General features: G+C 34.6%; 11 protein-coding genes and 1 pseudogene. 8 read left to right on the top strand and 4 right to left on the bottom strand.

What is annotated here, in order from left to right; all coding sequences use genetic code 11:
- Positions 1–85: 85 nt before the first annotated feature.
- The 3 genes and pseudogenes from MKX37_RS27520 to MKX37_RS26550 form a co-directional block, all read right to left on the bottom strand.
- The gene (locus MKX37_RS27520) at positions 86–892 is read right to left on the bottom strand and encodes a methyl-accepting chemotaxis protein (protein WP_370458378.1); all 807 of its coding nucleotides are present in this window, start codon (positions 890–892) and stop codon (positions 86–88) included.
- Positions 890–1,267, bottom strand: a pseudogene (locus tag MKX37_RS27515) (protoglobin family protein); the annotation flags it as partial. The gene MKX37_RS27520 and the pseudogene MKX37_RS27515, both read right to left, overlap by 3 nt.
- 241 nt (positions 1,268–1,508) lie before the next feature.
- The gene (locus tag MKX37_RS26550; protein ID WP_002016412.1) at positions 1,509–2,141 is read right to left on the bottom strand and encodes a trimeric intracellular cation channel family protein; all 633 of its coding nucleotides are present in this window, start codon (positions 2,139–2,141) and stop codon (positions 1,509–1,511) included.
- A gap of 495 nt (positions 2,142–2,636) precedes the next feature.
- Here MKX37_RS26550 and MKX37_RS26545 point away from each other — a divergent pair, with 495 nt between their 5' ends.
- From MKX37_RS26545 to MKX37_RS26510, 8 genes are all read left to right on the top strand, one after another.
- Positions 2,637–4,088 carry an O-antigen ligase family protein gene (locus tag MKX37_RS26545; RefSeq protein ID WP_002167300.1) on the top strand — a complete coding sequence of 484 codons (1,452 nt, stop codon included), beginning with the start codon at positions 2,637–2,639 and terminating at the stop codon, positions 4,086–4,088.
- Positions 4,089–4,183: 95 nt separating this feature from the next.
- The gene (locus MKX37_RS26540; protein ID WP_002089874.1) at positions 4,184–5,293 is read left to right on the top strand and encodes a glycosyltransferase family 4 protein; all 1,110 of its coding nucleotides are present in this window, start codon (positions 4,184–4,186) and stop codon (positions 5,291–5,293) included.
- A 21-nt stretch (positions 5,294–5,314) separates the two neighbouring features.
- Positions 5,315–6,055 (top strand): WecB/TagA/CpsF family glycosyltransferase, encoded by a 741-nt coding sequence (locus tag MKX37_RS26535; RefSeq protein WP_002016406.1) that lies wholly within the window; start codon positions 5,315–5,317, stop codon positions 6,053–6,055.
- A 154-nt stretch (positions 6,056–6,209) separates the two neighbouring features.
- Positions 6,210–7,409, top strand: coding sequence for an MFS transporter (locus MKX37_RS26530; protein ID WP_002016404.1), 1,200 nt, complete (start codon positions 6,210–6,212; stop codon positions 7,407–7,409).
- 208 nt (positions 7,410–7,617) lie between these two features.
- The gene (locus MKX37_RS26525; protein WP_002089871.1) at positions 7,618–8,334 is read left to right on the top strand and encodes a LytR/AlgR family response regulator transcription factor; all 717 of its coding nucleotides are present in this window, start codon (positions 7,618–7,620) and stop codon (positions 8,332–8,334) included.
- Between the two features lie 122 nt (positions 8,335–8,456).
- A complete protein-coding gene (gene cstA, locus MKX37_RS26520) occupies positions 8,457–10,532 on the top strand; it encodes a carbon starvation protein CstA (protein WP_002089870.1) in 2,076 nt (691 codons plus the stop codon).
- Positions 10,525–10,728: a YbdD/YjiX family protein gene (locus MKX37_RS26515; protein WP_002130134.1), complete on the top strand. Its 204-nt coding sequence runs from the start codon at positions 10,525–10,527 to the stop codon at positions 10,726–10,728. Before cstA ends, MKX37_RS26515 begins: the two co-directional genes overlap by 8 nt.
- A 146-nt stretch (positions 10,729–10,874) precedes the next feature.
- Positions 10,875–11,930 carry a GGDEF domain-containing protein gene (locus MKX37_RS26510; protein WP_002192230.1) on the top strand — a complete coding sequence of 352 codons (1,056 nt, stop codon included), beginning with the start codon at positions 10,875–10,877 and terminating at the stop codon, positions 11,928–11,930.
- 111 nt (positions 11,931–12,041) lie between these two features.
- On the opposite strand, the gene pdxK is transcribed toward MKX37_RS26510, so the two are convergent.
- Positions 12,042–12,866, bottom strand: coding sequence for a pyridoxine/pyridoxal/pyridoxamine kinase (gene pdxK / locus MKX37_RS26505; protein ID WP_002016397.1), 825 nt, complete (start codon positions 12,864–12,866; stop codon positions 12,042–12,044).
- Between the last annotated feature and the right edge of the window lie 24 nt (positions 12,867–12,890).

Genomic DNA, 12,890 nt, shown 5'->3' with positions numbered 1-12,890 from the left:
CCATTTTGGATTCTTTTTTTGTAGATGGATGATAAGGATGAATGCAAAGCGGAGATGACGAATCTCCACTTTGTATCGATTTGTCTTATCGGTTTAGTTCTAGTTGTAAATTATCCGCTGTTAAGGCCATTGTTGAGGAATCGTCTTGAATACTCTTCATTACTTGTGAGATAGTCTCTAATTCATTTTCAATTTTTTTATTTTGTTCTTTAGAGTTAGACATATCTTTTACGATTTCTTGGAAATATTGATCTGTCGCATGCATACTATCTGTCCCTTCAGATACGAGAGAGCTTATTTGTTCCACGGAAGAAGAGACGTGTATAATTTGTTCATTAGTTTTTTCAACGAGTTTTGTAACGTTGGAAATTGATTCTTTCGTTTGCTCTGATAACTTTCGGATTTCTCCCGCTACGACTGAAAAACCTTTACCAAATTCGCCAGCACGTGCAGATTCAATAGCAGCATTTAATGCTAGTAAATTTGTTTGCTCGGCGATTGATTTTACAATATCAATGATTTCGTTAATTTTGTTAGAAATATCAAGAAGTTCATGAGTATCAGTAATGATAGTTTCCATATTCGTTTGGATGCTTTCCATTCGTTTGTTTTGCAGATTTAATTGTTCTTTTCCTTTATTGGCCTTTTCTTCTGATGTCGTAGCTAATGATGTACCTGTTTTTGCAATTCCTACGATACTTTCTGATTTAGATGTTAACTGTTGAATAGAAGAGCTTGTTTTTTCAGATACTGCCGCTAGTTCTGTTGCAATATGTGTAATCGTCATAGTTGTCAGTTCTTTTTCTTTTTCATGTTCTTTTTGGATTCTTTCATATTCGGATTCATAAGCTGCAATAACAAGTTCTTGTTCTAATGTGAATAATTTATTTATTACGTTTATAGAATAAGAAAAATCGTCTATCGTTGAAATTTTCGTTTGCAAAATCTTTATGACGGAGCGGAATAATTCTTGATAAGCAGCGGTATACCATTTTCTATGTAAACCAATTTGTACGTGCCTTTTTGCAATTCTAACACGTTGTTCAATAAAATCTTCATTCATATTCCCGCTGAACAATTCTTTAATATGTGTCTTTAAAGTTTGTTTTAATTTGGGAATAGAGCTGTAGCGTTCAATAACAGCAATTAAATTAGGTTGTTTTGTGATGTTGGTGTAGAATTTTTCTGTTATCCAATCTATTTCCTCATAAATAAATGGCTGTAATACTTTAACAATTTGTAAATCTTCCTTTGAAATATGTAGCATATCCATTTGAGTTTTTAGTTCAGAATTAGCAGGCACGTTAAATATGATTTGTTGGCCTTTGCTTAATTCAATTATACTGGTGTTTGTTTTATTTTTTTTAAAAACCCCAAGCATCATTCTTCCCCCTGTTTATAAAACGTTTTCATTTTTTTGTTCTAATGTAATTATATATTTTTATATACAATTACTCTATAGTATATGGAATTGCATATAAATTAAGAGAATTCTATGTAGAATTCTCTTAATGGCCTTTATTAATTTTTGCATGTGTTTTAAAGAAAACTGGGAAATGTACATTATATATTACGGTGACTACACGAATAACGAATGTTATTAATAAACAGACATAGAAAGCTAATATGTGTGCCCCCATTGCATGTGTAATTAAGAAACTAACTGCTCCTAGAATAGAAGCAATTGCATATATCTCTTTTCGGAATACATACGGGATATCTTGAGCGCAAATGTCACGTAAAATACCGCCCCCAATACCTGTAATAACTCCCATTGAAACGACTAAAAACGAGGCGTCAACGTGATGTGACATTGCTGCATTTGCACCAATGGCTGTAAATACCCCTAAACCAACAGCATCAGAAAGCATAATAACGACTTGAAGTTTATTAATGCGCTCGAAAAACATACATGTGAATAATGCTGATAGTACACTTACGAAAAAGTAAATGGGTTTTACAAATGCGACAGGAGGCAGGTTACCAATCATAATATCACGAATAATACCGCCGCCGAGCGCAGTAGCTACAGCTAAACAAAGGACACCAAATAAATCTAGATCTTTTTTTAAACCAACTAATGTACCAGAAATGGCAGCGGCGATAATGCCAAGAAACGTAAATATATCGATTAATAACATGGCTTTAATTCCTTCCTCTTAAAGATGTTCCAGAGAAAAAATATACACTAAAGTTTTGGAAATAACAATTACTTTTCGCTACATGTAGAAAAATGGATGAAATAGCTAAAGAAAGCGTTTGAAAATGCTTGATAAGTAGCAATAAAGTAAAGCGAAAAAGTGTGGAAAGATTAATAGTATAGTTTTTTGATGTAGCTTAGTTGGAGGGATGGTACAATAAGATAAGTCCGCTTTGTACATTTGTATAAAATGATAAAAAAATATTTCTGTACGGTCGAAAATAAGTGCATATGTGTTAGATAGTTTTTATAGGGATAGGGAAGGATAGCTAAAGGACAATGTTTTCGGTTACTAATAATGCTGGATTTGACTAGTTTCGGCATGAAAAATAGTTCTCAATTTAAATATGAGTTATGTTATAATTGCTAGGTGTGTTTAAACAGTAGAAAACTATGATTAAAAGATAATGTGAAGATTTTGTATGGAGGTCTTGGAATGTTAGCAAATCAAGCTAGGGTTAGATTTGAGCATTTTTTGCTCTTTTTTATTATTTTACAGCCTGTTTTAGATTTATTAACGTCTCTTAGCATCGTTTTATTAAAGTCAAATGCCACTGTTGGAATTTTGGTAAGATTTCTTATTATGGCTGTTGGTGGTATTTACATTTTAATTCAGGCAAAAGAGAAGGAAAATAGGAAGTTTTTAATTTACTTAATACTATTAGCAGTAGTTTTAGGGATAGGGTTTATTAATAATAAACTAGTTAAGAATCCTATTGTACTTGGTGAAGAAGTTAAGTTTGTTGCGAAGGCATTATATATATATATCATGCTAGGATCATACATTTTAGCTTTAAAATCATTGAAAAAGAAAGTAAATATTAGTGACAAAGTCAGAAATAGTATTGTGTATTCAACATTAATCATTAACGCTATTATGGTTATTTCTATTTCGACATCTACAGACTTTGGTAGTTATCAATGGATGAAAGTTGGTTCCCGAGGGTGGTTCTATGCAGGTAATGAACTAGGGTCAATCTTAGCTATTATTTTCCCTATTGTGGTACTATATTCTATTCAAAAAACAAAGAGCGTGAAACACGTTTTATATTGGATTCCATCGCTTCTAATGATTTACTCGTTAATTCAAGTCGGTACGAAAGTAGGGATGGGCTCAATTGGTGCTACGTTAGCAGCAGCAATCGGGATTATCGTACTACAATTATTATTTGATAGAAGAAATCCAAACAAAATGTCTCTTGTACTTAATGGATTAATTGCTATTGTCCTATTGGCTGGTGTTGTTGGAACGTTTAAAATGACGCCATTAGCACAAAATATGGGTATTCATAACAACTATTTATCAGAACAAAATGTAGCGCAGCAAGGTCAAAAAGAAAAAGAAATTAAAGAGAAAATTAAAAAAGAAGAAAAACAACATAAAGTTGAGAAACCAGAAGAAAAGGCGAAGGTAGAAGCTGAAGTTAAGAAAGAGCTTGAGAAAGAGCAAAAGAAAGAAAATCAAGAAAATCTTATTTTCAGTGGACGTCAAGTATATGAAGAGAGACATAAGCAGTTCTTTAAAGAAGCGCCAATGTCACAAAAATTATTTGGAATGGGTTACGCAGGTAACTTTAAGTATAATGAACAAAAAGAGCCAGATCCGAAGCTAATCGAAATGGACTTCCATGATTGGTTTTATGATTTCGGAATTATTGGTTTTGCGTTAATGATGATTCCATTTATTTATTACGGCGTAAGAATCCTACTAGCATTTGTTACAAGATTTAAGGAAATATTTAATGTGAAATATGGAATGATTACAGCAAGCTTAGTATTAGCATTAGGTATTGCATATATTGCAGGACATATTTTGACAGCACCAGGAGTAGGGATTTACTTTGTAGTGGTGTTAGCTTGTCTAATTGTAGATTTAGAAATTGAATGATAAAAATAAAAGCTAACTTTTGTTAGCTTTTATTTTTTAGTACAGTAAAATAAAGATAGATGGAAATGTAGCGAGGATTTAAAGGAGGAAAAAATATGAGGATATTGCATATGAATGCAGGGGCAGAAGATGGTGGAGGAAAAACACATATTATTTCACTGCTCGATCAGTTTCCGGATGGTGAAGTAGAATTAGCAGTATTTGAAGATGGAATTGTTGCGAAAGAAGCAAGAGAGCTAGGAATAAAAGTTCATGTGTTTTCACAAAAATCTCGCTATGATTTATCCATTTTAAAGAACATAAGTGAATTCATTAATAAAGAAAAATTTGATGTAGTTCATACACACGGTCCTAGGGCGAATTTCTTTGTTTCTCTAATGAAGAAGAAATTCGCGGCAAAATGGGTTACGACAATTCATAGTGATCCATTTCAAGACTTTACTAAACAAGGCTTAAAAGGCTGGATTTTTACTAAATTAAATTTGAAAGCTTTAAAAAATATAGATTTATTTTTTGTTGTAACGAATAGGTTGAAAAAAAGCTTAGCCGCATTAGGTATTTCAAATGAAAAGATGCATGTTATCTATAACGGGATTGAATATGATCAGGAAAAAGCAGATGGCTATAATAAAAAGGAAATGTTTAATATTGATGAAGATGTGTTTACGGCAATCCAAGTAGCGCGTTTGCATCCTGTTAAAGGACATGAAGTTTTATTCGATGCGTTACAACAAACAAAATTGGAGAAAATTAAAGTGTTATTAGTTGGTGACGGGCCGTTAGAAAGAGAACTAAAGGCGTTAGCTACTGAAAAAGGGATTAATGATAAAGTTGAATTTTTAGGGCATCGTCAAGATGTGAAACAATTATTTGCTTCATCACATGTCAATTTGTTAACTTCCCATAGTGAAGGATTTCCATTAGTTTTATTAGAAGCGGCAAATCAACGTGTACCATCAATTGTGACTAGAGCTGGAGAAATCGAACCGTTAATTGCAGATGAAACTTATGGGTGGATTGTACCAACTGGTGATGGAAAAGCATTGGCATCGGCATTAGAAGAGGCGTATGATAAGTGGAAAACTGGAGAGTTATCAGTAATGGGCAAGCATATTTATGAGCATGCTACTATGAACTTCTCACTTCAAAAATTATATGAAGATACGAAAGAAACATATAAGCAATTAATAGCAAAAAACCTTTAATGATAGAGAGGATAGTTAATTATGGCAGTACAAACGGTTGATATTCTAGGTGTTCCTTTCTCTACAATGACAATGGATGAAACGGTCCAATATTTAAAGGAACAACTAGAATTGGAGCAAACTCATACTTTTCAGGTAGTAACAGCAAATCCTGAAATTGTTATGTGTGCAAAAAAGGATGAAGAGTTCCATAAAACATTACTAAATACCGATTTAATTACACCTGATGGTATTGGGGTTGTAAAAGCAAGTGGTATGCTTGGTACACCTGTAAAAGAACGTGTAGCAGGTTTTGATTTAATGTGTAATTTATTTGCGAAGTTATCAGAAGAGAATAAACCAGTATCTGTTTTCTTATTAGGTGCAAAACCACATGTTGTACAAGCCGCGGCTGATCATTTAACGAAGACATATTCGGCTGCATCTATCGTGGGGATACAAGATGGATATTTTAAACAAGAAGAAGAAGAGAATATTGTTTCACGTATTCAAGAGGCAAAACCAGATCTATTACTTGTTGCACTTGGCTTTCCAAGACAAGAAAACTTTATCCAAAACAATAAGCATCGTTTAGAAACGAAAATGGCTGTTGGAGTAGGCGGTAGTTTAGATGTGTGGGCTGGAGAGGTAAAGCGTGCGCCAAAATGGATTCAATCTATTCATTTAGAGTGGTTTTACAGATTATGTAGTAATCCAACACGTTGGCGTCGTCAGTTAGTATTAGCTGAATTTTTAAAAGAAGTAATGCGTTCAAAAAAGTAGCGGAACATCGCTACTTTTTTTTATTTGTTTATTTTTGATAAACATTTTACTTTTTGGGAATGATGAAGGAGAATTTTTATAAGAAAGTATTTTACTTATGCAATACACACATGTAAAATGATGTGTAAAGACACCTGTGTAAGGAGGACTTCTTGTGAGCAAGGTAAAAGAAATTTCGAAGCGAAAGCTACTTGGTATAGCAGGGCTTGGCTGGCTATTTGATGCAATGGATGTTGGAATGCTTTCATTTGTAATCGTAGCACTCCAAAAAGATTGGGGATTAAGTACTCAAGAAATGGGTTGGATAGGTAGCGTTAATTCAATTGGTATGGCAGTAGGAGCGCTCCTTTTTGGGATACTATCAGATAAAATAGGACGGAAATCGGTCTTTATTATTACATTATTACTATTTTCTATCGGTAGTGGTTTAACTGCTTTAACGACGACATTCGCGATGTTCCTCGTTTTACGCTTTTTAATTGGTATGGGACTTGGCGGGGAACTTCCAGTTGCATCTACTCTTGTATCAGAAAGTGTTGAAGCGCACGAACGTGGAAAAATAGTTGTACTATTAGAAAGCTTTTGGGCTGGTGGTTGGTTAATCGCAGCTCTTATCTCATATTTTGTTATTCCTAAATACGGTTGGGAAGTTGCTATGGTATTAAGTGCAGTTCCAGCGTTATATGCTTTATATTTAAGATGGAATTTACCCGATTCTCCAAGATTCCAAAAGGTTGCAAAAAGGCCATCTGTTATTGAAAATATAAAATCGGTTTGGTCTGGAGAATATCGTAAAGCAACAATTATGTTATGGATTCTATGGTTTTGTGTGGTCTTTTCCTATTATGGAATGTTCCTTTGGTTACCTAGTGTAATGGTACTGAAAGGCTTTAGTTTAATAAAAAGTTTTCAGTACGTGCTCATTATGACTTTAGCTCAACTTCCAGGATATTTCACAGCTGCATGGTTTATTGAACGTCTTGGTCGTAAATTTGTATTGGTTACGTATTTAATTGGTACAGCATGTAGTGCTTATGTGTTCGGAATTGCGGATTCATTAACAGCATTAATAGTGGCGGGTATGTTACTATCCTTCTTTAATTTAGGTGCTTGGGGTGCATTATACGCTTATACACCGGAACAGTATCCAACAACTATTCGCGGTACAGGTGCAGGAATGGCAGCTGCATTTGGGCGTATTGGTGGTATTCTTGGACCACTATTAGTAGGGTATTTAGTTGCTTCACAAGCTTCACTATCGCTAATATTTACGATTTTCTGTGGATCAATTTTAATTGGGGCACTTGCTGTAGTTATACTTGGTCAAGAAACGAAACAGAGGGAATTAGTATAAAGAGAAACCTTAATCAGTGGTGTTTTGTCCATCAACCACTGATTATTAGCCCGCACCAATCGGGATAAAAGAAAAGGGGAACCAAAGTGGTTTCCTTTTTTCTGTTTTTTTAGATAAATAATGGTATAGTAAGAAAAAGGGAATGTTTCTTACTAAAGCGAATGTATACAACAAGACATATGGACAAAGGAATTAGGTGGCTGGATAAATGAAAATCTTACTTATCATGGAAGAAACAGAAGAGCGAAGAAAATTAGTTGAGAACTTTACTGAAAACATTCGAAATGTAGAATGTTTTGAAGCGAAAACTGGAACAGAATCTTTGCTAATAATGAAAAAACATACACCTGATTTTGTTTTTTTAAATTCGCAATTAATGGATGGTACTGGTTTTGAATATTCGAGTTTGTTACGAGAAGTGAATTGTTATACGAAATTTATTTTTATTGGTGAGGATATAGAAGAGGCAATTACAGCTTTTCGTTTCCAAGCGTTTTATTATTTATTACGACCATTTCGTGAAGAAGATTTACAATTCATTTTATATAAAATGGGAAAAGAACAAGGTGAGAAAGCAAAGAGTCATCTGCGTAAACTGCCGATAGAAGGCCATGAGGGGATTAGATATATTCTCCCGGAGGATATTGTATATATTAGTAAAAATAAGGAAAATAAAACCGTTTCAATTTATACAACGAATAATCAGTATATTTCAACATACACACTCCAGGAATTAGAAAATAAACTAAATGCATATGATTTTTTACGTGTACATAAAAGCTATTTAATTAATATGTCATATGTACAAGAACTTAAACCTTATTATAATGGCACGTATAATTTGCATTTAGACAGGTACGATGAGCAACCGATTCCAGTAAGCCGTAATTATGTAAAACGGCTTCGAAATAAAATTGAGCTATGACAAGTAATGAGAGAATTTTAACATAATAGCCTAGAAATCCTTCATGATAAGGAGGATTCAAATTAAATATTCAGAAAATTTAGTACAATCTCCTCTAAGAAGTAGTAATGGGGGGATTGTACGTGAAAACATTGAAATCAATTTTACTTTGGGGAGTTATTGCAGCAGTAGGAGCATCTGCTTTTGGTGTAATAGCTTTATCACAAGGTGAGACAATTAATGCTGTATGGCTATTAGTTGCGGCTGTATCAGTGTATGCGATTGCTTATCGCTTTTATAGTAGATTTATAGCAAGGAAAGTTTTTGGCCTAGATAATAATAGGCAAACGCCTGCTCATACGTTAAATGATGGGAAGGATTATGTTCCAACAAATAAATGGGTTTTATTCGGACATCACTTCGCTGCGATTGCAGGGGCAGGTCCTTTAGTAGGACCAATTTTGGCGGCGCAGATGGGATATTTACCTGGGACTATTTGGATTATTGTTGGGGTAGTTATTGCCGGAGCTGTACAAGATTTTGTGATTTTATTTGCTTCAATGAGACGTAATGGTAAATCATTAGGAGAAATGATTAAAGATGAAATTGGTCCTGTTACAGGATTAATTGCGATGATTGGTATTTTAGGTATTATGATAATTTTATTAGCAGTATTAGCTTTAGTAGTTGTGAAGGCACTTGTTGGAAGCCCATGGGGAATGTTTACAATCGCAGCAACAATTCCAATTGCCATTTTAATGGGAGTTTACATGCGTTACATTAGACCAGGGCGAGTAGGGGAAGGATCAGTAATCGGTATTGTTCTACTAGTCCTATCGCTTATTGGTGGACAGTATGTAGCAGAAAATCCAACACTTGCAAGTATGTTTACTTTTAGTGGTGAAACAATTGCTATTATGCTTATCGTATATGGATTCATTGCATCGGCATTACCAGTTTGGATGCTCCTTGCACCACGTGATTATTTAAGTACATTTTTAAAAATAGGAACGATACTTGGATTAGCAATTGGTATTTTAATTGTAGCTCCAGATTTGAAGATGCCGGCAGTATCTAAGTTTATTGATGGAACAGGCCCTGTCTTCTCCGGGAATTTATTTCCGTTCTTATTTATTACAATAGCTTGCGGTGCTGTCTCTGGATTCCACGCTCTCGTTTCATCAGGTACGACGCCGAAAATGATTGAGCAAGAAGGTCATGCACAGCCAATTGGTTATGGGGCAATGTTAATGGAATCATTTGTAGCAGCGATGGCTATGATTGCAGCTTGTGTATTAACACCAGGAACTTATTTTGCAATTAATAGTCCAGCAGCGCTGATCGGAACAGATGTATCACAAGCGGCTCAAGTTATTTCTTCGTGGGGATTTGCTATTACACCGAATGAATTAAAAGAACTTGCTGTTAACGTCGGAGAACAGACCATTTTATCACGTACAGGTGGCGCACCAACATTAGCAATTGGTATGGCACATATATTTTCACAAGTAATAGGTGGAACGGCGATGATGGCATTTTGGTACCATTTTGCCATTCTTTTTGAAGCACTATTTATTTTAACAACGATTGATGCTGGAACACGTGTAGGACGATTTATGATTCAAGATATTTTAGGGCATGTGTACAAGCCGTTTGCGAAAACAGATTCCACAATAGCGAATGTGGTTGCTACAACGTTATGCGTATTAGGCTGGGGGTACTTCTTATATCAAGGGGTGGTTGACCCTCTCGGTGGAATTAATACGCTATGGCCACTTTTCGGTATTGCAAATCAAATGTTAGCGGGGATTGCACTATTACTTGGAACGACAATTTTATTCAAAATGGGGAAAAAGGCATACGTTTGGGTAACGCTTATTCCGACTATAGGATTACTTATTGTAACGATGACAGCTGGTTATCAAAAGTTATTTCATGAAAATCCTAAAATAGGATTTCTATCACATGCGAAAGTATTTCAGGGAGCATTAGATGATGGTAAGGTATTAGCTCCAGCTAAAAATGTTGCACAAATGAAACAAATTATTTTTAATGACTATATTGATGCGGCACTTTGTGGAATTTTTATGATAGTTGTAATTGCTGTATTAATTTCTGCACTTCGAATTTGGATTCAAGTATTACGAAATAAGCCAATGCCGTTAAAAGAGGCACCATATATTCCAAAAGATGAAAGTGAGTCGAGGAACTATGCTTAAAAATTTACGGAACGTATGGGGAAAGAGAAAGCAATTTATTAGTTTACTTGTCGGAGTTCCAAGTTATGAAACGTATGTAAATCACATGAAAATAAATCATCCAGAAGAGAAAATTCTATGTCAAAAGCAATTTTTTGCTGAGGCACAAGAAGCTAGATTTAATGCAAAAGGCGGAAAGATATCACGATGTTGTTAATGGAGGAGACGAAATTTCGTCTCCTTTTTTATTTTGCTGTTCCACGTGGAACAATAAAATAAAAAGTTTGGGAATTATAGGGATTTCGTAATACAATAACATATAGAAAGGGATAGAAGGAAAAGAAAAAGTAGGGAGATTATTTTATGTTTAGAGATCTATTTGTAAATATGACAATCATTCTGTCCTTTATCTTTGTAGGTGCTCAGCTTTTAAGAGATAAGCCATTAAAAGAAGGATTCTCTTTTTGGCAGAAATGTTTGGTCGGTATTTTAACTGGGATATTAAGTATATTATTGATGCATTTTGGTGTACATATTGAAGATATTATGTTGGATTTACGTTATTTAGCTGTTGTTTTGGCGATTATAATCGGTGGCCCGATAGCTAGTAGTATAACAGTTATGATCACTTTAATAACACGGGTATTTTTTACTGAGTATTCTTTAGCCTCTGAATTGGCTTGCTATACTATCGTGGCAATAGGGATTGGTGTTACTCTCATTTGGCGGATGAAGATTTCTATATTTACAAAATGGATATGGTTTAATGTATATAGTTTATCTATTTTAATACTACCACTTTATATTTTATTTAAGGATATATATGTAGTGGCATTATATTTAGTTTGTTGTATTGTAGCGGCATACGTCACATTTGTAAGTGCAAGTTATGTATTGCAATCCAATGAATTATTTCAAACGATGAAGCATTATGCAACGATAGATGCATTAACGAATCTAGGAAATGTAAGACAGTTTGATTTCGAGATGAATCGTCATATTGGTAGCAAGCATATGAAAAATGATTCACTTTGTTTATTACTTATCGATATTGATCACTTTAAGTATGTAAATGATACGTACGGTCATCCTGCTGGAGATGAAGTGTTAAAACAACTAGGGCGTATTTTGTTAGAAAATGCACCATTCCCAAATTTAGTCTTTCGAAAGGGTGGCGAAGAGTTTGCTCTGTTGTTACCAAAAAAGAGAGTAGCATTTGGAACTCGTATAGGGGAACAAATTCGACTAGCAGTTGAAAAGCATTCATTTCAACTGCAAAATGGGGAAAAAATTAAAATTACAGTTTCTGTTGGGCTTTCAGAATATAAAAAATCACCTGAGCAATTTATTCAATCAGCGGATGATGCGTTATATTATTCAAAAAGAAATGGTAGAAACAAGGTTAGTTCAGCATCATAGGAATTCGGGGAGTACTTTAAAAGATTTCTGTAAAGTAATTAAAGCCCACAGAACAATAAAGGTTCTGTGGGTTTTAATCTATTTTTAAATTTATTAATAAAAAGCGTTATGTTAGACAAGTTCTTTCGGTGCAACGAATTTGCGGTATGCACCGTGATGTGTTGGTCCTACATATTCGTTAATCTTAAATGAATGACGAATTGCAGCTGTGATGAATTCTTTCGCAGTTTTTACTGCTTCTTTCACCGTTTTTCCTTTTGCAAGTTCTGCTGTAATTGCAGCAGAATATGTACAACCTGCACCGTGTGTATTTGTCGTATCAATCTTTTCTGATTCTAGAAGATCGAATGTTTCGCCGTCATATAACACATCAATAGCAGTTTCTGTGCCTAGTTTGCTACCACCTTTAATCAGTACGTATTTAGCGCCTAAAGCATGGATTTTTTTTGCAGCTTCTTTCATGTCCTCAAGAGAATTAATTTTCACACCACTTAATTGATATGCTTCAAATAAGTTTGGCGTTACGACTAATGCCTTTGGAACAAGAACGTCACGTAAGCAGTCATTTGTTTCAGGATGTAACGCTTCATCCGCTCCTTTACATACCATAACAGGATCAACTACTACATTTTCGAAATTGTGCTTTTCAATTGTTTCCGCAACCATTTCGATAATTTCTACTGATCCAAGCATACCCGTTTTTAAAGCATCTACGCCAACGCCTTCAATTGTCGTTTCTAATTGTGGTTTTAATGTAGAAGCTGGGATTGGGAATACGTTATGTGCCCAACCGTTATGTGGATCCATCGTTACGATTGTCGTAAGAGATGTCATTCCGTATACACCAAGTTCTTGGAATGTTTTTAAATCTGCTTGTATACCAGCACCGCCACTTGTGTCAGAACCAGCGATAGTAAGTGCCTTATTCAATGTCATTATGAAAGCCCCCTCAAGTGATAT

The organism is Bacillus sp. FSL R5-0709 (genome assembly GCF_038004785.1).
Taxonomy (GTDB): domain Bacteria; phylum Bacillota; class Bacilli; order Bacillales; family Bacillaceae_G; genus Bacillus_A; species Bacillus_A mycoides.
This window is presented reverse-complemented; position numbering and strand designations above follow the sequence as displayed.

Bases quoted from the DNA above. Each gene is read 5' to 3' on its own strand.
- MKX37_RS26550 (WP_002016412.1), bottom strand. From the start codon at position 2,141: ATGTTATTAATCGATATATTTACGTTTCTTGGCATTATCGCCGCTGCC.
- MKX37_RS26545 (WP_002167300.1), top strand. From the start codon at position 2,637: ATGTTAGCAAATCAAGCTAGGGTTAGATTTGAGCATTTTTTGCTCTTT.
- MKX37_RS26540 (WP_002089874.1), top strand. From the start codon at position 4,184: ATGAGGATATTGCATATGAATGCAGGGGCAGAAGATGGTGGAGGAAAA.
- MKX37_RS26535 (WP_002016406.1), top strand. From the start codon at position 5,315: ATGGCAGTACAAACGGTTGATATTCTAGGTGTTCCTTTCTCTACAATG.
- MKX37_RS26525 (WP_002089871.1), top strand. From the start codon at position 7,618: ATGAAAATCTTACTTATCATGGAAGAAACAGAAGAGCGAAGAAAATTA.
- MKX37_RS26515 (WP_002130134.1), top strand. From the start codon at position 10,525: ATGCTTAAAAATTTACGGAACGTATGGGGAAAGAGAAAGCAATTTATT.
- MKX37_RS26510 (WP_002192230.1), top strand. From the start codon at position 10,875: ATGTTTAGAGATCTATTTGTAAATATGACAATCATTCTGTCCTTTATC.
- pdxK (WP_002016397.1), bottom strand. From the start codon at position 12,866: ATGACATTGAATAAGGCACTTACTATCGCTGGTTCTGACACAAGTGGC.